Origin of the sequence: Streptomyces sp. V3I7 (assembly GCF_030817495.1) — a bacterium.
GTDB lineage: Bacteria > Actinomycetota > Actinomycetes > Streptomycetales > Streptomycetaceae > Streptomyces.
Window position 1 is genome coordinate 2,957,458 of record NZ_JAUSZK010000001.1, and the last position, 20,081, is coordinate 2,977,538.

17 protein-coding genes are annotated in these 20,081 nt (G+C 73.5%); 8 read left to right on the plus strand and 9 right to left on the minus strand.

Annotation, left to right across the window (positions count from 1 at the left end):
* The first annotated feature begins 221 nt into the window (after positions 1-221).
* A complete protein-coding gene (locus QFZ74_RS13645) occupies positions 222-815 on the plus strand; it encodes a sigma-70 family RNA polymerase sigma factor (RefSeq protein WP_307621091.1) in 594 nt (197 codons plus the stop codon).
* Positions 812-2,122, plus strand: coding sequence for a maleylpyruvate isomerase N-terminal domain-containing protein (locus QFZ74_RS13650; RefSeq protein WP_373462382.1), 1,311 nt, complete (start codon positions 812-814; stop codon positions 2,120-2,122). Before QFZ74_RS13645 ends, QFZ74_RS13650 begins: the two co-directional genes overlap by 4 nt.
* 39 nt (positions 2,123-2,161) lie before the next feature.
* Here QFZ74_RS13650 and purU read toward each other — a convergent pair whose 3' ends face one another.
* Together purU and QFZ74_RS13660 are read right to left on the minus strand one after the other, a co-directional pair.
* Complete coding sequence (gene purU, locus QFZ74_RS13655) at positions 2,162-3,043, minus strand: formyltetrahydrofolate deformylase (RefSeq protein ID WP_307621092.1); 882 nt, start codon at positions 3,041-3,043, stop codon at positions 2,162-2,164.
* A gap of 46 nt (positions 3,044-3,089) precedes the next feature.
* The gene (locus QFZ74_RS13660; RefSeq protein WP_307621093.1) at positions 3,090-3,590 is read right to left on the minus strand and encodes a hypothetical protein; all 501 of its coding nucleotides are present in this window, start codon (positions 3,588-3,590) and stop codon (positions 3,090-3,092) included.
* A gap of 117 nt (positions 3,591-3,707) precedes the next feature.
* On the opposite strand from QFZ74_RS13660, the gene QFZ74_RS13665 reads away from it, so the two are divergent.
* Positions 3,708-5,018 (plus strand): ABC transporter substrate-binding protein, encoded by a 1,311-nt coding sequence (locus QFZ74_RS13665; protein ID WP_307621094.1) that lies wholly within the window; start codon positions 3,708-3,710, stop codon positions 5,016-5,018.
* 41 nt (positions 5,019-5,059) lie between these two features.
* Here the strand turns inward: QFZ74_RS13665 and QFZ74_RS13670 are convergent, their stop codons facing one another.
* Together QFZ74_RS13670 and QFZ74_RS13675 are read right to left on the minus strand one after the other, a co-directional pair.
* Positions 5,060-6,685: a hypothetical protein gene (locus QFZ74_RS13670; RefSeq protein WP_307621095.1), complete on the minus strand. Its 1,626-nt coding sequence runs from the start codon at positions 6,683-6,685 to the stop codon at positions 5,060-5,062.
* Between the two features lie 201 nt (positions 6,686-6,886).
* Positions 6,887-8,272 carry a transcriptional regulator gene (locus QFZ74_RS13675; protein WP_307621096.1) on the minus strand — a complete coding sequence of 462 codons (1,386 nt, stop codon included), beginning with the start codon at positions 8,270-8,272 and terminating at the stop codon, positions 6,887-6,889.
* Between the two features lie 378 nt (positions 8,273-8,650).
* Between QFZ74_RS13675 and QFZ74_RS13680 the strand changes: the two genes are divergently transcribed.
* From QFZ74_RS13680 to QFZ74_RS13690, 3 genes are read left to right on the plus strand one after another with little or no spacing between them, the layout of a single operon-like run.
* The gene (locus tag QFZ74_RS13680) at positions 8,651-9,304 is read left to right on the plus strand and encodes a bifunctional DNA primase/polymerase (protein WP_307621097.1); all 654 of its coding nucleotides are present in this window, start codon (positions 8,651-8,653) and stop codon (positions 9,302-9,304) included.
* A gap of 43 nt (positions 9,305-9,347) precedes the next feature.
* On the plus strand, positions 9,348-10,142 hold the full coding sequence (locus tag QFZ74_RS13685) for an ABC transporter ATP-binding protein (protein ID WP_307621098.1): 795 nt from the start codon (positions 9,348-9,350) through the stop codon (positions 10,140-10,142).
* Positions 10,139-11,779, plus strand: a complete 1,641-nt coding sequence (locus tag QFZ74_RS13690; RefSeq protein WP_307621099.1) for a transporter — start codon at positions 10,139-10,141, stop codon at positions 11,777-11,779. The genes QFZ74_RS13685 and QFZ74_RS13690 overlap by 4 nt, the downstream gene beginning before the upstream one ends.
* Before the next feature lie 143 nt (positions 11,780-11,922).
* Here QFZ74_RS13690 and QFZ74_RS13695 read toward each other — a convergent pair whose 3' ends face one another.
* Together QFZ74_RS13695 and QFZ74_RS13700 are read right to left on the minus strand one after the other, a co-directional pair.
* A complete protein-coding gene (locus tag QFZ74_RS13695) occupies positions 11,923-12,780 on the minus strand; it encodes an alpha/beta fold hydrolase (protein WP_307621100.1) in 858 nt (285 codons plus the stop codon).
* Between the two features lie 580 nt (positions 12,781-13,360).
* Positions 13,361-14,053, minus strand: a complete 693-nt coding sequence (locus QFZ74_RS13700; RefSeq protein WP_307621101.1) for a metal-dependent transcriptional regulator — start codon at positions 14,051-14,053, stop codon at positions 13,361-13,363.
* 242 nt (positions 14,054-14,295) lie between these two features.
* Between QFZ74_RS13700 and QFZ74_RS13705 the strand changes: the two genes are divergently transcribed.
* Positions 14,296-15,051, plus strand: a complete 756-nt coding sequence (locus QFZ74_RS13705) for an SIS domain-containing protein (protein ID WP_307621102.1) — start codon at positions 14,296-14,298, stop codon at positions 15,049-15,051.
* A gap of 16 nt (positions 15,052-15,067) precedes the next feature.
* Here QFZ74_RS13705 and QFZ74_RS13710 read toward each other — a convergent pair whose 3' ends face one another.
* Both QFZ74_RS13710 and pdxH read right to left on the minus strand, forming a co-directional pair.
* Positions 15,068-16,456 (minus strand): PAS domain-containing protein, encoded by a 1,389-nt coding sequence (locus QFZ74_RS13710; RefSeq protein ID WP_307621103.1) that lies wholly within the window; start codon positions 16,454-16,456, stop codon positions 15,068-15,070.
* A gap of 435 nt (positions 16,457-16,891) precedes the next feature.
* A complete protein-coding gene (pdxH, locus tag QFZ74_RS13715; protein WP_373462481.1) occupies positions 16,892-17,530 on the minus strand; it encodes a pyridoxamine 5'-phosphate oxidase in 639 nt (212 codons plus the stop codon).
* A gap of 268 nt (positions 17,531-17,798) precedes the next feature.
* Here pdxH and QFZ74_RS13720 point away from each other — a divergent pair, with 268 nt between their 5' ends.
* Positions 17,799-18,908 (plus strand): citrate synthase 2, encoded by a 1,110-nt coding sequence (locus QFZ74_RS13720; protein ID WP_307621105.1) that lies wholly within the window; start codon positions 17,799-17,801, stop codon positions 18,906-18,908.
* Between the two features lie 59 nt (positions 18,909-18,967).
* Here the strand turns inward: QFZ74_RS13720 and QFZ74_RS13725 are convergent, their stop codons facing one another.
* Entirely contained in the window at positions 18,968-19,996 is a 1,029-nt protein-coding gene (locus QFZ74_RS13725) for an isopenicillin N synthase family oxygenase (protein ID WP_307621106.1), read from the minus strand.
* Between the last annotated feature and the right edge of the window lie 85 nt (positions 19,997-20,081).

Consider the following 20,081-nt stretch of genomic DNA (forward strand, 5'->3'; position numbering starts at 1 on the left):
CCTGAAACCCCGGGGGCAAAACAGAAAGTGATCAACAAGGGGCTTGTTTCGGTCACACCCAGTCAGGTTCGATCGAACTGGTTCCACTACCACCTCCAACCTCCGCCGGGGCGCGCATTGCCATAAAGGGGCGTGCGCTCTCGTGGGCGCCGACTACATTCGGGGAGACGGGGAACACACGTCGGCCGGGCCGGACCGGGTCTCGGGGAGGGAGGGGCCGCATGGCGCAGCAGGACGCGCCGCCCCGACGGGACCGCAAGATGCAGCAGCGGCTCGCGCGCGGCGAGGCGGCCGCCCTCGGCGAGTTCTATGACCGGTTCGCTTCGCTCGTGCACAACCACGCCCATCGCGTGCTCGGCGACGAGCGGGCCGCCGACCGCGTCACCCGCGAGGTGTTCGCCCATGTGTGGGAGCACCCTGACGCGTACGACCCCAAGCAGGGCCCGCTGCGCACCTGGGTCGCCGAGCTGACGCACCGGCTCGCCGTGCAGCGGCTGCGCGCCGACGGGACCGCCGCCCTCACCGACGGCGGCGGCTCCGGGGAGCTGCCCGCGGAGGTCTCCGCGGCGGAGCTGGAGCGCAAGGTGCGCCACGCCTCGGTCGCCGCCCGCGCCGACTACATCGTCCACTCCATGCCGGCCCCGCTGCGCACCGCCCTGGAGCTGGCCTACTTCGAGCGCCGCGACTACCGCCAGACCGCCGCCGACCTCGGGGTCACCGAGGACGAGGCGCGCCGCCGGCTCCGGCTGGGCCTGCAGCTGCTCTCCACCGCCCACGACGCCGGTACGCCGCCGGAGTACGGCGGTGCCCTGTGACCGGGGCGGGGCGCGACGCGCGCGAGTGGGACACGGGCGGCGGCGACGGCGAGGGGAGCGGCGGTGGGGCGCCGCCGCCGGGTCCCGGCGGCCCGGGCGGGCACCGGCCGCCGCGCATTCCGGTGCCCCGCGCCTCCGTCGAGGACGGCGGACGTCCGCTGCCCGAGCCGGCCGATGCCGCCCCTGCGCCGCTCGTCCTCTCGCACGACGTGCTGCGCGCGCTGCTCGGGGCGTGGGCGCTGGCCGCCTGCTCGGCCGCGGAGACGGAGGCCGTCGAGGAGCACCTCGGCGACTGCGGCATGTGCGCGGACGAGGCGCGGCGGCTGCGCGAGGCGGTCGGCCTGCTCCGGCCGCCCGAGAGCCTCGACCTCGACCCGGCGCTGCGCACCCGCGTCCTTGAGGGCTGCCTCGACCGGCGCCCGCCGCGCATCCCGGTGCCCGAGTGGGCGACGCCGTACGACGCCGAGACCGCGCGGCTCGACGCGCTGCTGCAGGACTTCGGGGACGCGGAGTGGCACGCGCCCGTGCGCTTACGGTGGTTCGAGGGCGACGAGGCGGCGAGCCGCCGTACGACCGTCGCCGGGGTGATCGCGCATCTGCTGTCGGTCGACGGGCTGGTCGCGACCGCGCTGGGCCTCGCGGACCCGCTCGGGGACACGCCGGGCGAGGACGCGGTGGGGCCGGCCGCGCGCACCGAGGCGTTCTGGCGGGCGTCCCACCACCCGGCGACCCGCGCGGTGCGCACGCCGTGGCGGGAGCAGAGCCACCACCTCGTACGGACGGTGTCCTTCACGGGCAGCGGCTCGGGCCGGCTCGCCGTCTCCTACGGGGACTTCGGCCTGCCGTTGCGCGACGCGATGCTGGACCGCGCCTTCGAGTGCTGGGTGCACGCGGAGGACATCGCGGAGGCGGTGTCCTACCCGTACAAGCCGCCCGCGCCGCGTCACCGGCACCGCATGATCGACCTGGCCGCCCGCATGCTGCCGACCGCGCTCGCGGCGCGCCGTCAGGCGGGGCAGGCCTCGCCCCTGCCGTCCCGGCACCTCGTGCCCGCGGGCGAACCGGGCCGCAGCCTGCGCCTGGAGATCGAGGGCAGCGGCGGCGGCCACTGGCTGATCCCGCTGGACTCCCCGGGCGCGGTGGGCTCCGCCGACCACGAGGTGGCCCATGTCGCCCTGGACGACGTCGAGTTCTGCCGCCTCGCTGCCGGCCATGTCTCCCCCGAGGAGGCCGCCGCGGGCCAGCTCGGCGACCGCGAGGCCATCAGGGACGTGCTGTTCGCGACGGCGGGCCTGAGCCGGATGTGAGCCTGACGCAGGCCCCTCCCGCCGCAGGCGGCCTCGTTCCTACGCGAACACCACCGTGCGGCGGCCGTTGAGAAGGATGCGGCGTTCCGCGTGCCACTTGACGGCACGGGCCAGGGCCTGGCACTCGACGTCGCGGCCGACGGCGACCAACTGGTCCGGGGTGGCCTCGTGGCCGACGCGCTCGACCTCCTGCTCGATGATCGGGCCCTCGTCGAGGTCGGCGGTGACGTAGTGGGCGGTGGCGCCGATCAGCTTCACGCCGCGGGTGTGCGCCTGGTGGTAGGGCTTGGCGCCCTTGAAGCTCGGCAGGAAGGAGTGGTGGATGTTGATGATCCGGCCGCTGAGCGCCTTGCACAGGTCGTCCGAGAGGACCTGCATGTAGCGGGCCAGGACGACCAGTTCGACGTTCTCCTCGCGGACGATCTCCAGCAGCCGCGCCTCGGCCTGGGACTTCGTGTCCTTCGTCACCGGGATGTGGTGGAAGGGGATGCCGTAGGAGCCCACCAGCTCGGCGAAGTCGGTGTGGTTGGAGACCACGGCCGCGATCTCCACCGGGAGCGCGCCGGTGCGGGCGCGGAAGAGCAGGTCGTTCAGGCAGTGGCCGAACTTGCTGACCATCAGGACGATGCGCATCTTCTCGTCGGCCCGGTTGATCTGCCAGTCCATCTGGAAGGAGTCACCGATGGCCGCGAAGCTCGCGCGCAGCTTGTCCACCGTGAGGGGGGCGTCCGCGGAGAAGTGGACGCGCATGAAGAACAGTCCCGTGTCGTGGTCCCCGAACTGCTGGCTGTCCTCGATGTTGCAGCCGGTCATGAACAGATAGCTCGACACGGCGTGCACGATCCCCTTCCGGTCCGGGCAGGACAGCGTGAGGACGTACTGGTCGGCCGCGACCTCGGGGCGGGTGGACTGCTCGTTCATGCAGCACAGGGTCCCATACGGGGCCGCGCGCACGAGCAACCGTCCGCTAGGCGGACCGAGTCATGATCTGGAGCACCTCGAGGCTGCGCGGCGGCGCGTCGACCTCGTCCTCGTCGCCAGTCGCCATCCGGACGTGCGCGTCGCGTGCCGCGCGCACCGCCTCGGGCCACGCGTGGTGTTCGAGGTACGCCGAGACCGGGGCGTCCGGCCCGACCTGGTGCATGATCCGCAGCACCCGGAGTACGGCGGTGTCGACGAGCGCCGCCTCCTGCGAGTCCCGGAAGATCGTGCCGACGTACTTCTCGGCGGACCAGTTGTCCAGCCAGGTGTCCTCGACCAGCCGGTACACGGCGTCGGTGACGTCGCCGTACCCGTCCACACCTGCCAGCCAGACCTCCCGCTGGAACACCGGATCGGAGAGCATGTGCAGCGCGGAGCGCACGTTGCAGCGCCAGCGCCACCAGGGCATGTCGTTGAGCGGCATGCCGCCCATGGTGGATGAGCGACGGCCGCGACGGGAAGAGTTCTCCGAACCTTGCACGGTCACCGATCGTACGTTCCCGGCCGTGCGCCCCGGACCGGCCCCCGTAATTCACCTCAGGGTCACCCGCAGTTGACCACGGGTCACTGCCGGGTTAGTGATGTGGCGGAATGGTGTGGGCCCATGACCGGCAGGCGACTCCCCCGCAAGACCGTCCTCCCCACCCTCACCCGGCCCGTCAGAACCGCCGCGCTGGCGGCGGCCGCGCTGGCGGCGTGCGGGTCACTCATCGCCGGCTGCGGGCTCGTCCCCGGCATCACGGCGGGCGCCGGGGACGACACCGTCAAGGTGATGACGTGGGCCCCGGAGGGGACCGGGGCGACCAACAAGCCGGGCATGCCCGCCATGGCCCGCGCCTACGCCCGCTGGATCAACGCCCATGGCGGCATCGTCGGCCGCGAGCTGAAGGTCCTCACCTGCAACGACCACAACGACAACGTCGGCGCCGCGAAGTGCGCCCGGCGCGCGGTGGACGCGGACGTCGTCGCGGTCGTCGGCTCCTACAGCCAGTTCGGCGACTCCTACCTCGCCCCGCTGGAGAGCGCCGGCATCCCCTACATAGGCGGCTACGGCGTCACGAACGACGAGTTCACCAGCACCGTCTCCTACCCGGTCAACGGCGGCCAGCCCACGCTCCTCGCCGGTCTCGGCAAGGCCCTCGCCGGCGGCTGCGGCCCCGTCGCCCTGGTACGCCCCGACAGCATCGCGGGCGACGAGCTGCCCACCCTGCTCGACTCGGGCCTGACGTCCGGCAGCCACCAGGCGGCGCACGACCAGCTCGCCCCCGAGGACGCCACCGAGTACGGCGGCCACGCCGACCGGGCGCTGCGCGAGGCGACCGGGACCGTCGGGAAGAAGGGGTGCGTGGTGCCCGCGCTCGGGGACCGCACGGACACCTTCATGGACTCCTTCCGGCGCGCCCGCGCGGACTTCGCGCCGGTGCGGACCGCCACCGTGCTCGGCAGCGTCGACCAGACGGTGATCAACGCGACGGGCGGCGCGAACGGCCCGTACGAGGGGGCGTACATCACGGGCTGGTACCCGGTGGCCTCGGACGCCCGCTGGGACCCGATGAAGAAGGTGATCAACGAGCAGGCCTTCGGCGACAACCGCATCGACCCCGCGGACGCCGGAGTGGAGACCACGTGGATCGCCTACACGGTGCTGAAGGCCGTCCTGGAGAGGCTCGGCACCGGTGAGGTGAGCGCCGACACCGTGCGGCACACCCTCGACGACGGGCTCCGGGTGAACACCGGCGGCCTCACGCCCACGCTCCACTGGTCCGACGGCGGCAAGCTCGCCGCCGTCGGCTTCCCCCGCCTGGTCAACACCGACGTGACGCTCCAGGTCGTACGACAGGGCCAGCTGGTGTCGGCCCGGCGCGGCGGTGCCGTGGACGTGACGAGGATGCTGGACGCCGCCGACATCGGCTGAGGCGGACCGGTCCCGGCCGCCTCAGCCGCGTCCGCGCCGGCTCACAGCTGGGTGGGCTGGCGCGGGGTCAGGCCGTACTTCTTCGCGATCGTGTTCCACAGCGACGCCGCCTTGGCCTTCTGGGCGCTGGCGGTGCCGCTCTCCCGGTTGCCGGCCAGCTGCTGCGCGGTGCTGCGGGCCTGGCCCTTGTGGCAGCCGTGCTTGCCGGCGACCTGGCCGGCCCACGCCGCGTAGTGGTTGTCGGCCGCGGCCGAGGCCTGCCACGCCTTGGTGAGGGCGTCGGTCAGCGCGGCGTGGTTCGGCAGCTGGTCGACGTTCAGCTTGGACAGGCTGGCGACCAGGCCGGTGCGCTGCTTGGCGGCGTTGCGCAGGCCGGCGGCGGCCTGGCCGAGGTTGCGGCAGGACTTCACGGCGGCCACCGAGTTGATCACCGCGGCGCGGCTGCTGCCGCTGTCGGAGAGCAGCTTGTCCAGGGCGACGGCCTGCTCGCGGGCCGCGTCGGTGGAGGGCGACGCCTCGGCCGCGGGGGCGGAGGCGGCGACGGTCTTGTTCTTGCCCTCGTCCTTGTCGCTGTCCCCGCCGCCGCTCAGCAGCGCACCGGCGCCGATGCCGAGGACGACGATGCCGACGCCGACGGCGGCGATGACCGGCACGCGCGAGCCGGTGCGCCCGCCGCCCCGGCCGCCCCCGTCCACCGGGGCGTACGCCGGCGGCTGGCCGTAGGGAGTCTGCGGCTGACCGTAGGGGGTCTGCGGCTGACCGTAGGGGGCCTGCGGCTGACCGTAGGGGGCCTGCGGCTGACCGTAGGGGGCCTGCGGCTGACCGTAGGGGGTCTGCGGCTGGACCTGCGGAAGCTGCTGGGTGAACGCGGGCATGCCGGCGTCCCCGCGGAAGAGGTTGTCGAACTCGGCGGGCGGCTGCCGGTCCCCGCCCGCGCCGTACCCGCCGGCGACCGGAGGGATGTACTGGGTGGCGTCCGCACCGGCGGACGGCTGCGGCTGCGGCTGCGCGCCGTGGCCCAGGAACTGCGTCTGCGCGCCCCCGGCCTCGGGCGGCAGCGCCCCCGGACCCACGGGCGGCAGGAACTGGGTGGCCCCGTCGTCGGCGGGCGCGGAGGCGGCCACCGGCGGCAGGTACTGGGTGGCGCCGTCGGCCATGGCGGGGGCGCCGGGCGCGAGGTAGGGGTTGGCGCCGCCGGCGGCCGGAGGCAGCGGGGGCGCGGCGGGCGGCAGCGGCGCCGCGGCCGCGTGACCGCCGGGGAGGTACGGCTGGCGCGGATCGGGGGCGCCCTGGCCGTACGGGGGCTGCGCGCCCGCGCCGTAGGCCTGGCCGCCGTACGGGGAGCCCTCGGGCGGCAGGGCGCCGGCGCCGGAGGCGTCCTGACCGGACTGGTGCCACTGCACGGGCTGCTGCTCCGGGGTGCCCCACTCCTGGGCGGGCGGCGGGCCCCAGGCGTGGCCCTGGTCGTGCTGGGGCTGCTGCTGCTCGGGCCCCCACGGCTGGCCCCACGCCTGACCTCCGGACGGGGCCGCGGCCGGGCTCGGGCCGACCGGGGCGACCGGGTGGGCGGGGCCACCGCCCGGTATGCCCGGCAGCAGGGGCTCGCCACCGTCGGAGGGCAGCACGATGCCTTCGCGTGCGGGCTCGCCCTGTCCACTCTGCGTCACCGGGACTCCTACGAATGGGGGACTTCGGAATGTCGGCTCACGCTACCGGGTCCCCCGAGCCGGGTGCCACGCCGCACCGGGCGAGATCTTTTTCCCTGTGACAGTTGCAACAAACTCACCTGTGACCACGGTAACAAAAGCGGTCCCCAGGCCGTTACTTATGTCACCTGCGTATGTCACCTCTCGCCCGTCCGGCGGCTCTCACGCGGCGGTCCGCAGATCCAGCCGCGCGCCGAACTCCCGTACCACCGCCTCGTCCCGGTACGGCTCCAGCCGCTGCTGGAAGTCCTCCAGATACTCGGCGCCCCGGTTGGAGCGCAGCTTCTCCAGCAACTCGACCGCCCTGAGCGCCGTATGGCAGCCCTGTTCGACCTCGCGCTGCTGGACCTGGGCGGTGGCGAGCAGCACATAGCCGATGGCCCGCCGCCGCGCCCGCGTCTCGGGGTGGCCGTCCAGCGACTCCTGCGCGCAGCGGGCCGCCGCCTCGGCCTGGCCCAGGTCACGGTGGCAGTGCGCCAACTCGTCGGCCAGATAGGCCTGGTCGAAGTGCGCGATCCACACCGGGTCGTCCCCCGCCGCCGGATCGGCCGCCTCCATGGCGGCGACGGCCCGCCCGGACGCCACCTGGGCCGCCCGTACGTCGCCCATCAACGCGTGCCCGCGCGCCTCGGCGGCGTGGAACATCGCCTCCGCGCGCGGGGGGACCCGACCGCGCGCGCCCTCCTGGGCGGCGCGCGCCAACTGCGCGATCTCGCGCGGGTTTCCGAGCTGCGCGGCGAGATGGCTCATGGACGCGGCGAGCACATAGCCGCCGTACCCGCGGTCGCCCGCCGCCTGCGCCAGGCGCAGCGACTGGATGTAGTAGCGCTGGGCCAGCCCCGGTTGGCCGGTGTCGACGGCCATGTAACCGGCGAGTTCGGTCAGTCGGGCCACCGCCGCGAACAGATCGCGGCCGACCGCCTCCCGGTAGGAGCCGGCGAGCAGGCCGGAGACGACGCTGTTGAGGTAGTGCACGACGACGGGGCGCACATGCCCGCTGCCGTACTGGTGGTCGAGGCCGGTCAGCGCCTGGGTCATGGCGCGGACGGCGGCCACGTCGGACTGCCCCACGCGCGGCCCCGCCTGGCGCGCCACCTGGGCGTCCGGTGCCGTGATCAGCCAGTCGCGGCTGGGCTCGACCAGCGCGGACGCGGCGGCGGACGAGCCGGACAGGAAGTCCCTGCGGCCCACGTCGCTGCGCCACAGCTCGCAGACCTGCTCGATGGCGCCGAGGACCGTCGGCGAGAACTGCAGGCCGACGCCGGAGGCGAGGTTCTTGCCGTTGGCCATGCCGATCTCGTCGATGGTGACCGTACGGCCCAGCTTGCGGCCGAGCGCCTCGGCGATGATCGCCGGTGCGCGGCCCCGCGGTTGCTGTCCGCGCAGCCAGCGCGCCACGGACGTCTTGTCGTAGCGCAGGTCGAGTCCGTGCTCGGCGCCGCACATGTTGACCCGGCGGGCCAGCCCGGCGTTCGAGCATCCCGCTTCCTGGATGAGCGCCTGCAGCCGTTCGTTCGGCTGCCGCGCGACGAGAGGCCTTGCGGCCATGGCGTACCCCCTGCTTTCCGGCGGCTCTCCCCTTCGGCTCGCTCGCCTGTGGCTGCGGTGCTGCCCGTGCACCGGATCGTGTTGCCTTGCGCGGCCGTCCGCCGCGGTGGCGAAAAGTCCGGCCTTGAAGATCGATGCCCCGTGGACATACCGACAATGCGAGGCATGGGAGGATTGCCGGGGTAAGCGCCCATGCTTCCCCTCCCCTTGGCTACCCGCCCCCGGTCCGCTTCCTCCCGCGCGCCCCTGCGGATGCATCCATGCGCCCCGTTGGGCGGACCGGCGCTCCTCCCCCTGCGGAATCGATGCGTCTCCCGCGCGCGCAAGGGCACGCGTGAGGGGCCGTAACCCGCGGTGGGCGCGGCAGTTGAGTGGGTCGTGGAAGAGACGATCCCGGCCGCCCATGCCGCCCAGATCCCGCAGCAGCGCGGGGAATCGTTGCTGGAGACCGCCGTTCGCTACGTCGAGGAACGCCACTGGGAGGTGTTCCCCGGCACCTGGCTGGAGTCCGCCGACGGGGTACGGCGCTGCTCGTGCGGCGAGGCGGCGTGCGCGGCGCCCGGCGCACACCCGGCGCGCGACGACTGGGCGACGCAGGCGACCGGCAGCGCGACCACCGCCCGGCGGATGTGGCAGCAGCATCCGGCCGCGTCCATCCTCCTGCCGACCGGACGTACCTTCGACGCGCTGTCCGTCCCGGAGAGCGCCGGGTTGCTCGCGCTGGCCCGGATGCGGCGGATGGGGCTGACGCTGGGGCCGGTGACGCTCTCCCCGGACCGGCGCACGCACTTCTTCGTGCTGCCCGGCGCCTCGGCGAAGGTGCCGGACCTGGTGCGCACGCTCGGCTGGTCGCCGGCCTCGCTCGACCTGGTCGCGCTCGGCGAGGGCGGCTACGTCGCCGCCCCGCCCACCCGGTACGGCCTCGGCGGCGCCGTGCAGTGGGCGTGCCGCCCCACGCCCGCCAACCGCTGGCTGCCCGACGCCGACGAGCTGATCCCGGCCCTCGCCTACGCCTGCGGCCGCGACCGCTGACCGCCCTGCCCCGCCGGAGGGCCGTCCCCCGTAGGGTCTTCGCATGACGGAGGGAACAGAGGCGGGCGCAGCCGCCGTACGCGTAAGCGGTCTGTGGAAGCGGTTCGGCCAGCAGGTCGCCGTCGCCGGGATCGATCTGGAGCTGCCCGCCGGGAAGTTCATCGGACTGGTCGGGCCCAACGGAGCGGGGAAGACCACCACGCTCTCGATGGTGACCGGGCTGCTCAGGCCGGACCAGGGGACCGTCGAGGTCGTGGGCCACGACGTGTGGCGGGACCCGGTGGCGGTCAAGGCCCGCATCGGCGTGCTGCCCGAGGGGCTGCGGCTCTTCGAGCGGCTGTCGGGCCGTGAACTGCTCGGCTACTGCGGGCGGTTGCGGGGCCTGCCCGGCGCCGAGACGGACAAACGGGCCACGCAACTGCTCGACATACTCGACCTGGCCGGGTCCCAGCACAAACTGGTCGTCGACTACTCCACCGGCATGCGCAAGAAGATCGGGCTCGCGGCCGCACTCCTGCACAACCCCGAAGTCCTCTTCCTGGATGAGCCGTTCGAGGGCGTCGACCCGGTGTCCGCGCAGACCATCCGGGGCGTCCTGGAGCGCTACACGGCCTCCGGCGCCACCGTCGTCTTCTCCTCCCACGTGATGGAACTCGTCGAGTCGCTGTGCGACTGGGTGGCCGTGCTGGCCGCGGGCCGCATCCGCGCGACCGGCACGCTGGCCGAGGTGCGCGGGGAACACGCCACGCTCCAGGACGCGTTCCTGGACCTGGTCGGCGCGCGCGGGCGGCACGCCGGCGCGGACCTGGACTGGCTGGGCGGCGGGGCGGCCCGATGACGAGCCTCGACTCCCCCACGCCTCTTACCGCCGCCGCGAGCACGCCGTCCCGGGCCTCCGTGACCGCCACCGTCGTCCGGCTGAAGCTGTCGCTGCTGCGCAACGGGCTCAGGCAGTCCACGGGCCGGCAGACCGCGTTCATCCTCGGTGGCCTCGGCGCGCTGCTGTTCACCGCGACGCAGTTCCTCGGGCTGGTCTTCCTGCGCGGACACGCCCACGCCGACGTCGTCGCCGTCCTGGGCACGGTCGTGCTCGCGCTGGGCTGGGCCGTGATGCCGCTGTTCTTCCCGGGCGGCGACGAGACGCTCGACCCGACCCGGCTGGTGATGCTGCCCCTGCGGCCGCGTCCGCTGGCGCGGGCCCTGCTGGTCGCGTCCCTGGTCGGCATCGGCCCGCTGGCCACGCTGCTCCTGCTGACCGGCGGCGCGGTGTCGGTGGCGCACGGGGCGGCGGCCTGGGTCACCGCCGTCGTGGCCGTCCCGCTGGCCCTGCTGGTGTGCGTGGCGCTCGCGCGCGCGGTCGCCGCGGCCAACGTACGGCTGCTGACCAGCCGCAAGGGCCGCGACCTGGCCGTGCTCAGCGGACTGGTCATCGCGGTCGGCGCCCAGCTGGTCAACTTCGGGGCGCAGCGCCTCGGTTCGGCCGGTCTCGGTCAGCTCGACCCGGTGGCCGACGTGGTGCGCTGGCTGCCGCCGGCGTCCGCGGTGGGCGCGGTGCACTCGGTGAGCGAGGGGGCGTACGGGACGGCCGCCGTCCAACTGCTGCTGACCGCGGCCGCGCTGGCGCTGCTGGTCACGGTGTGGGCGGGCAGCCTGACGCGGCTGATGACCGCGCCGGACGGCTCCACGATCCAGCCCGAGGACTCCGCCGCGCGCGAGCGCACCTCTGCCGGCCTCGGCCGGCTGCTGCCCGCGGGCCGCACGGGCACGGTCATGGAGCGCTCCCTGCGCTACATCTGGCGCGACCCCAAGACCAAGGCGGCCTGGATCACCTCCCTGGCCATCGGCCTCATCGTGCCGGTGTTCAACGCGCTCCAGGGCCGGGGCTCGATCTACTTCGCGTGCTTCGCCGCGGGGATGCTCGGCATCCAGATGTACAACCAGTTCGGGCAGGACACGTCCGCGTTCTGGATGGTGGCCATGACCATCTCCTCCCGCCGGGACGCCTGTCTGGAGCTGCGCGGGCGGGCGTTGGCCCTGCTCGTCGTCACCCTGCCGTACGCGACGCTCGTGACCGTCCTGACCACCGCCATGCTCGGCGCCTGGTCGCGGCTGCCTGAGGTCCTCGGCCTGTCCTTCGCCCTGCTCGGCGCGATGCTGGCGACGGGCGCGTGGGCCTCGGCCCGCTTCCCGTACTCGATCCCGCAGGAGGGCCACAAGAACGTGGCCCCGGGGCAGGCGGGCCTGGCCTGGATCTCGATCTTCGGCGGCATGGTCGCGGCGGCCCTCCTGTGCGCCCCGGTCATCACCCTCACCATCTGGCTGAACATCAGCGCGGACGGCGACGCCTGGACCTGGCTCCTCCTCCCGACGGGCGCGGCCTACGGGACGACGGTCACGCTGCTGGGCCTACGCCTGGCGGCCCCACGCACGGCGAGCCACCTGCCGGAGATCCTGACGGCGGTGAGCAAGGGCTGAGACCAGTCGGCGCGGGGAAGCCGACGGGACCCGATAACGCCGGGCACTGCCACCCCCAGGGGCGCGAGGAACTGCGCGACCAGCCACAACGAACCCGCACCCGCCACTCAACCGAAACCACGCAAACGACCAGGCGCCCCGCCCTACGACGCAAGCACCCGCTCCAGGAACGGCTCGATCGCCCCCCGCCACGCCTCCGGCTGATCGTAGGGAACGAGATGCCCGGCGTCGGCGATCTCCGCGTACTCGCCCTGGGGCAGCACGCGGACCATCTCCTGCGCCTCCGCCCGCCCCAGCTCGCCGTCGAGGCCGCGGACGACCAGCGTCGGGCACTGGACCTGGGCCAGCTCCTCCCAGTGCGCGTCGTACACCCACGTCTCCCGGGACCGGAGCATCTGGTCCGGCTCGAAGACGGGGCGCCAGCCGTCGGGGAACTCGTGCATCACCTCGGCGTAGAACTCGCCGCGCGCCGGGCTCGGCCGCTCCACCCAGGGATCGTCCTCGCCGAACCACTTGCGGACGTCGGCGATCGTGGCGAACGGAACGGGCCACGACTTGAACCAGTCGGCCCACTCCCGCTGCGAGGCCGCGCCGAGCGCGGAGGCCCGCATGTCGCAGATGACCAGCCCGCGCACCAGGTCGGGCCGCTTCGCGGCGAGCTGCCAGGCGGTGAGCGCGCCCATGGCGTGGCCGATGAGCACGGCCGGGCCCAGCCCGAGCTGTTCGAGGGCCGCCTCCGCGTCCTCGACGTACGCCTCGCGGCTGAGGGCGGCCTGCGGGAGCTTGTCGCTCTGCCCGTGGCCGCGCTGGTCGAGGGCCACGGCCCGGTGCCGCTCGGAGAGCCAGCGGGCGGTGGACGCCCAGTGCGAGGCCCGGCCCATCAGGCCGTGCAGCAACAGCACTCCGGGATGGTGCTCTGGGTCCGCCTTGGGAGGGTCCGCGAAATCCCAGGCGGCGAGGCGTACGCCACCTGCTCCCGTCACGTCGATACGCCGTGCCATGGGTCCTGGCACCCCCCTAGCTCCGCTCGGCCCGCGCGCCGCTCGTGCCCGCCGGTCCTGCTCCGGGTCCTGCCTGACTCGTACCGCTGTCCTGCCGCTGCTGCCCTGCCGTGGGTGTCTCCACGCTCCCCCGTGGCCACATCCCTCCGCACGCTATCGAATGGCTATTCGAAAATGCAGCCTCCGTAGACAACACCCCTCATTTGGGTGACCCCTTTTTTGGAATGATCCCCTCCCCCGAGGGGAGTCTTCCCCGGGAGGCGGACCGCTCGGGGAAAAACGGTCCGAGGGGAATGACCCTGAGAGCTCGGGGCTCCGGGTCAGCACAGGGGAGGACAGGCCCCGGCGTCGTACGGCGCCGGGGCCCACCCCATGTCTGCGGCCCATTCCGCTCCCCTTCGGTCATATGCCTATCGCGACAGCCTGGCACGGGATTCGTCCGAGCGCTGCCTTTCGGCGCACTGAATTGCAGATTCGGCGCCGTTCGTCAGAACGCCACAACCACCTCGCCGGTCACGTCAATTGACGACCTTTTGGGGTTGCCGGGTTGCCCACAGGCCGGCCGAAATCAGCGCCCGGCTCAGCGCTTGGCGACGAACACGTGCGAGGCGATGTCCGCCGCCAGCTCCGCCGCCTCACCGCCGCTGCCCACGAGCACCCCGCCCGCGGACTCCGTCACACTCACCACCGAGCCCGGCTGCACACCCGCGCGGCGCAGCGTGTGCATCAGCTGCGCGTCGGTCTGGATGGGCTCGCCGATGCGCCGTACGACGACCGTCTTGCCGTCCGCGCCCGGCTCCAGGTCGGCCAGCGACACCATGCCCTCGTCGAGGAACGGGTCGGCGCCGTCCTTCTCGCCCAGCTCCTCCAGGCCCGGGATGGGGTTGCCGTACGGCGACTCGGTCGGGTGGCGCAGCAGCTCCAGGACGCGGCGCTCCACCGCCTCGCTCATCACGTGCTCCCAGCGGCAGGCCTCCGCGTGCACCTGCTCCCACTCCAGGCCGATCACGTCGACGAGCAGGCACTCGGCGAGCCGGTGCTTGCGCATCACGCGCGTGGCCAGGCGGCGGCCCTCGTCGGTGAGCTCCAGGTGCCGGTCGCTGGCCACGGACACCAGACCGTCGCGCTCCATCCGCGCCACCGTCTGGCTCACCGTCGGCCCGCTCTGGTCGAGCCGCTCGGCGATGCGGGCGCGCATGGGGACCACGCCTTCCTCTTCGAGCTCGAGGATGGTGCGGAGATACATCTCCGTGGTGTCGATCAGTCCGGACATACGTGCCCCTCGATTACCTCTGCCGGAAGCTCACCGCTCTCCGGCGCGTGCGCTGGCCCTGGCTTCAATTCTGACGCATACCACTGACAACCGTGCCGTCCCGCCGAAACCCCTCGGGCGCCCGCGGGCGGGCGTGCGCGGCGGCCCGCGGCACCCTACGGCCCAAGGCCCGGCCGTATTGACAGCGCCCCGGTCCGAACACCACGGTGAGCCGCGACACTGGCGCTGCGAAGGGGCACCGTATGAGTGACGGGACGTCGGCCGAGCGGTTCTTCGACGCCGCCATCGGGCTGCTGGAGCGGGTCCGCCGGGAGGAGGCGGAGGCCGTCCGGTCGGCGGGCGCCCTGCTCGCGGACACCGTCGAGGCCGGTGGCCGGCTGTTCGCCTTCGGCGCCGGGCACTCCTCCCTCGCCGCGCAGGACGTCGTGTACCGCGCGGGCGGACTCGCCCTGATGAACCTGCTCGCCGTGCCCGGCGTCGTGGGCGTCGACGTCGTCCCCGCCACGCTCGGCTCCGCCCTCGAACGCGTCGACGGTCTCGCGAGCGCCGTCCTCGACACCTCGCCGCTCCGCGCCGGCGACGCCCTCGTGATCATCTCGCTCTCCGGGCGCAACGCCCTCCCCGTGGAGATGGCGATGGCCGCCCGCGCGCGGGGCGTCAAGGTCATCGGCGTGACCTCGGTGGCGTACGCCGCGGAGACGACGTCCCGGCACAGCTCGGGGACGTATCTGACGGACCACTGCGACGTCGTCCTCGACTCGAAGATCGCGATCGGCGACGCGGAACTCACCCACGACACCATTCCGGCCCCCTTCGCCCCCGCCTCCACGGTCGTCACCTCCGCGCTCCTCCAGGCGGTCGTGGCCACGGCGGCGACCGCCCTGGCCGAGCGCGGTGTCGAGCCGCCGCTGCTGCGCTCGGGGAACATCGACGGCGGCCACGAGTGGAACAGACGGATCCTCGACACGTACCGGGACCGGATCTTCTACCAGCGCTGACCGACGGGGACCGCGCCTAGCTGCCGTCCTCCCTCACCACCCGCGCCAGGTCCAGTGCCGCGCCGATCCGCGCCGCGACGTCCTCCGCGTACGCCGCGTCCGACCGCTCGAAGCGGCTGCGGCCGGCCCCGCGCAGGAAGGTCACCACGCCCAGCGTGCGGCCCCGGCTGCGCAGCACGGCGCACAGGGCGTGCACGCCGTCGTCCGGCCACTGGCGCTCCCGCGCCCAGTCCCGGACCTGCTCGGCCATCGCCGCGCCGCCGGCGTCCGCGCGCACCGTCCCGGCCCGCTCGGCGCACTGGAGGGCCGGGTGCCCCGGCGGGTAGCGCACGGGCAGGCCGGCCTGGCCGGTGAGCGCACTGGGGCCGGGCGCCCCGGACGGCGTGGCCGCCACCCGCACCAGCCGCACCGGCCCCGGCGCCGCGCCCTCGTCCCCGGCCGCGCCCGCCACCCGGTCGATCAGCGCGTGGTCGGCGAAGCCGGCGAGGGCGAAGTCCAGATGGACGGTGACCGCCTCCGCCGGGTTCTCGCACTCGGCGGCGGCGCGGGCCGCCCGCTGCAGCTGGTTGGTGCGGAAGCGCAGCTGGGCCGCCTCCTGCTCGCCCTGCTTGGCCTCGGTCACGTCCTCGAACAGCCAGCCGACCCCGAGCGGGACCGGCTCCTCGGCGAGCGGCGAGGCCAGCCGTACGAAGGAACTGCGCCAGCAGCGCCGCTTCTCGCCCTCGGGCGTGCGCACGGTGACCCACATCTCGGCGGGCGCGGGCGGGGCGCCCTCGGCGAGCACATGGGTGAGCGCGCCTTCCAACTCCTCGACGCCCCGGGCGAGCAGCTCGCCGAGCGGCCGCCCCAGCACGGACGTACGCCCGATGCCCAGCGCCCGGGCCGCGTAGGTGTTCACGACGGCCGGGCGCAGATCCGCGTCGACCAGCACGACGCCCCACGACGCGTCCTCGAACAGCGCCTCGCTCAGCGCGATGGACCGCTCCAGGTCCATCTGCGCGTGCACCTCGCTGAACGCGCAGTACACCCCCGCCGGCTTGCCGTCCGGTCCGCGTACGGCGGCGGACTGGGTCCGTACGAGCACCCGTCCGCCGTCCTTGGTGACGAGCGCGAACTCGTGCACCTGGCGGCCGGGCGCGTGCATGGCGGACAGCAGCCGCTCCTCGACCTCCCCGGCATCGGCGCGGCGCACCGCCCAGCCCGCGAACCCCTTGCGGCCCACGGCCTCGGCCGCGGTCCATCCGAGGATCCGCTCGGCCTCCCGGTTCCAGTGCGTCACGGCCCCGTCCGCGTCGAAGGCACACAGGGCCGCGTCCATCCCCTCCAGCAGGGCGGCGAGCAGATCGGATCCGCCCCCGTCCTCCCCCAGTTCGTCGGTGGTCCCACTACGCCGGGATGCACTCACCTGGACCCCCTGCAGCCTGCGTCCGCACGTACAGCGCGGCAGTGCGCTCGCTCACTGCCCCTCATTCAACTCGAACGTGACGCAGCACACACTTGGTTCCCGCAAGATTGAGTCAATCGTTGTGCGGAGCCGGTCGGCTCGACGTCTCTCACCGTCTCGGAAAAACAGTTGAGCCCGTCCCCGTTGCTTCCTATGGTGGCGCTTACGTGGGAAAGGAGGTGATCGGGTACATGAGTGAAACCCGGACGCGCGAGGTGGCTGCGGGCTAGCGCCCGGCACCACGCCCAGTGCGGTGCCGGACCCGCGCGTGTGAGTTGCGCGCAGCCGGCCCAATTCAGCGCAGTCACCCGACCCGCGAGCTCGCCGGTACGTCCGGCCGGCTTCTCCGCCTCGTGGCGGGGGGACCCGAGCTCGCGGGTCGTCTGCGTTCCGGGGTCACGGGCTGAGGCGCTCCACGCGCCAGGTGCCGTCCGGCTCGGCGACGTAGCGCAGCCGGTCGTGCAGCCGGTTCTCGCGGCCCTGCCAGAACTCGACCATCTGAGGGGCGACACGGAAGCCGCCCCAGTGCGGCGGCACCGGAACCTGCTCGCCCTCGGGATACCGGGCGCTCAACTCCGCGTACGACGCCTCCAGTTCCCCTCGGGAGGGGATCACCGAGGACTGGGCGCTCGCCCAGGCGCCGAGCTGCGAGCCGTGCGGCCGGGTGCGGAAGTAGGCGGCGGTCTCGTCGCGGCCCGTGCGGCGGGCGGTGCCGGTGACGACGACCTGGCGGGCGAGCGGGTGCCAGGGGAAGAGCAGCGAGACGTACGGGTTCTCGGCGAGGTCGCGGGCCTTGCGGGAGTCGTAGTTCGTGTAGAAGACGAAGCCCTGCTCGTCGTACTGCTTCAGCAGGACCGTGCGGGAGCTGGGGCGGCCCTCGGCGTCGGCCGTGGAGACGACCATCGCGTTGGGTTCGTAGACCGGTCCGTGCGCGGCGGCCAGCGCGGCGTGCTCGAACCAGTTTCTGAACTGGTCCATCGGGTGTGCGGCCAGTTCGGTCTCGTCGACGCCCTCGACGCGGTAGTGCTTGCGCATCGCCGCCGGGTCGAGGAGGGGCTCGTGGTCGGTCACGCGGTCATCTTGCCGTATGCGCGTACGGCTATGTGTGGCACTGAGTGCCGCAGCCCCTCCCGCACCGTGACACTCGGGGATATGGTGCTGATGCCCGTTGCGGCCGGGTGACCACCGGCCGACCGGGGCATCACCGGGTGACCGCCGCGGACCGCGCGTCTGGGATCGACCGCGGAGCCACGGCCACGCCCGCGTTCCGGCAGTCCCCGCAATCGACCTGAGGAGCCGCCTGATGTCCGACTTCGTACCCGGACTCGAAGGAGTCGTCGCGTTCGAGACGGAGATCGCCGAACCCGACAAGGAGGGCGGGGCCCTGCGGTACCGGGGCGTCGACATCGAGGAACTGGTGGGCAGCGTCTCGTTCGGCAACGTGTGGGGACTGCTCGTCGACGGCGCCTTCAACCCCGGCCTGCCGGCCGCCGAGCCGTTCCCGATCCCCGTGCACTCTGGCGACATCCGCGTGGACGTCCAGTCGGCGCTCGCCATGCTCGCCCCGGTGTGGGGCCTGAAACCGCTGCTCGACATCGACGAGGAGCAGGCCCGCGACGACCTCGCGCGGGCGGCGGTGATGGCCCTGTCGTACGTCGCCCAGTCCGCGCGCGGGCAGGGGCTGCCGATGGTGCCGCAGAGCGAGATCGACAAGGCGCAGTCGATCGTCGAGCGGTTCATGATCCGCTGGCGCGGCGAGCCGGACCCCAAGCACGTCGCGGCTGTGGACGCCTACTGGACCTCCGCCGCCGAGCACGGCATGAACGCCTCCACCTTCACCGCCCGCGTCATCGCCTCGACGGGCGCGGACGTGTCCGCCGCCCTCTCCGGTGCCGTGGGCGCCATGTCGGGTCCGCTGCACGGCGGCGCGCCCTCTCGCGTGCTCGGGATGATCGAGGAGATCGAGCGCACCGGTGACGCGGAGGCGTACGTCCGGAAGGCCCTGGACAAGGGCGAGCGGCTGATGGGCTTCGGCCACCGGGTGTACCGGGCCGAGGACCCGCGCGCGCGGGTGCTGCGGCGCACCGCGCGGGAGCTGGGCGCGCCGCGCTTCGAGGTGGCGGAGGCGCTGGAGAAGGCGGCGCTGGAGGAGCTGCACAACCGTCGTCCGGACCGTGTCCTCGCGACGAACGTGGAGTTCTGGGCGGCGATCATGCTGGACTTCGCCGAGGTCCCGGCGCACATGTTCACGTCGATGTTCACCTGCGCCCGGACCGCCGGCTGGTCGGCGCACATCCTGGAGCAGAAGCGCACCGGACGCCTGGTGCGGCCGTCCGCGCGCTACGTCGGCCCCGGCCCGCGCAGCCCGCGCGAGATCGAGGGGTACGAGGACATCGCCCCGCAGACCCGCTGACGCGAGCGGCACGCGCGCGTGGAGGCAAGACGGCGTCCACGCGCGCGTGCGGGGCCGGGTCAGGCGGCGCTGAGCAGGTCCGCGTGGTGCCGCTGGGCGACCAGCGGGTGGGCGCGCAGCTTGCCCTTCAGCTCGTTGTAGCCGTACTCGGCGAAGAGCGGGTTGGCCGGGTCGTCGGTGACGCCCGGGGCGGTGGAGGCGTGCGGGAAGACCAGCGGCTCCACGCGCGCGTCCAGACGCGGGTTGTAGAAGAACGGCACGGAGAAGCGCTCGGTGGCGCCGGGCGGGCTGACCACGCGGTGGCGGGTGGCCAGCAGGTAGCCGTTGGTCGCCACCTCCAGCAGCTCGCCCAGGTTGACCACGAAGGCGCCGTCCATCGGCGGCACGTCGTGGTAGTTGCCGTCCTCGCGCAGCACCTGGAGACCGCCGACCGTGTCCTGGAGCAGCAGCGTCAGGAAGCCGTAGTCCTTGTGGATGCCGACGCCCTGGCTGGAGCCGTCGGCCGCGCTGCCGGGGTAGCGCACCAGCTTGAGGTGCGGGTAGGCGCTGCCGCCGAAGAGGGCGTCGTAGAAGTCGGCGGGGGCGCCGATGGCGGTGAGCAGTTCGTGCAGCAGCCGCTCCGCGACGGCGCTGAGCTTGTCGACCCAGGCGAGGGCTGCGGTCCGCAGCTCGGGCAGGGCGGCCGGCCACTGGTTGGGGCCCTGGAGCCACCAGTACGCGGGCTCGCCGGGCCCCGGTATGTGCGCGGGCCGCTCGGCGCCGATGTCGAGCTGGTCGCGCCAGTCGCGGGCACCCGCGGTGCGCTCGTCGCCGGTACGCGTGTAGCCGCGGAAATGGGGCGAGTTCACGTTGTCGAGGGCGAGCCGGTCGGCCTCGGGGAGGGCGAAGAAGGCGCGCATGGCGGTGAGCAGGGCGTCGGTGTCGGCCCGCGTCACACCGTGTCCGACGAGCTGGAAGAAGCCGACGTCGTGGGCGGCGCTGTGCAGCTGCTCGTGGAAGCGTGCGCGCTCCTCCGGTCCGCGGTCGGCGGCCGAGAGGTCGATGATCGGGAGCTGGGCGTACGACGGGTCGGTCGTGGTGTGCGTCATGGGTGCGTCCGCAGGTTGTTCGGGGCCCGGGCGGCCGCCGGGGGTGGGGCGGGGGCCACGGGTGCCGGAAAGGACCGGGAAGGGA

Excerpts from the sequence above, each read along its gene's own strand:
- QFZ74_RS13720 (WP_307621105.1), top strand. The coding sequence starts at position 17,799 with ATGTCCGACTTCGTACCCGGACTCGAAGGAGTCGTCGCGTTCGAGACG.
- QFZ74_RS13645 (WP_307621091.1), top strand. The coding sequence starts at position 222 with ATGGCGCAGCAGGACGCGCCGCCCCGACGGGACCGCAAGATGCAGCAG.
- pdxH (WP_373462481.1), bottom strand. The coding sequence starts at position 17,530 with ATGCGCAAGCACTACCGCGTCGAGGGCGTCGACGAGACCGAACTGGCC.
- purU (WP_307621092.1), bottom strand. The coding sequence starts at position 3,043 with ATGAACGAGCAGTCCACCCGCCCCGAGGTCGCGGCCGACCAGTACGTC.
- QFZ74_RS13695 (WP_307621100.1), bottom strand. The coding sequence starts at position 12,780 with ATGGCACGGCGTATCGACGTGACGGGAGCAGGTGGCGTACGCCTCGCC.
- QFZ74_RS13675 (WP_307621096.1), bottom strand. The coding sequence starts at position 8,272 with ATGGCCGCAAGGCCTCTCGTCGCGCGGCAGCCGAACGAACGGCTGCAG.
- QFZ74_RS13725 (WP_307621106.1), bottom strand. The coding sequence starts at position 19,996 with ATGACGCACACCACGACCGACCCGTCGTACGCCCAGCTCCCGATCATC.
- QFZ74_RS13690 (WP_307621099.1), top strand. The coding sequence starts at position 10,139 with ATGACGAGCCTCGACTCCCCCACGCCTCTTACCGCCGCCGCGAGCACG.
- QFZ74_RS13700 (WP_307621101.1), bottom strand. The coding sequence starts at position 14,053 with ATGTCCGGACTGATCGACACCACGGAGATGTATCTCCGCACCATCCTC.
- QFZ74_RS13685 (WP_307621098.1), top strand. The coding sequence starts at position 9,348 with ATGACGGAGGGAACAGAGGCGGGCGCAGCCGCCGTACGCGTAAGCGGT.
- QFZ74_RS13665 (WP_307621094.1), top strand. The coding sequence starts at position 3,708 with ATGACCGGCAGGCGACTCCCCCGCAAGACCGTCCTCCCCACCCTCACC.
- QFZ74_RS13705 (WP_307621102.1), top strand. The coding sequence starts at position 14,296 with ATGAGTGACGGGACGTCGGCCGAGCGGTTCTTCGACGCCGCCATCGGG.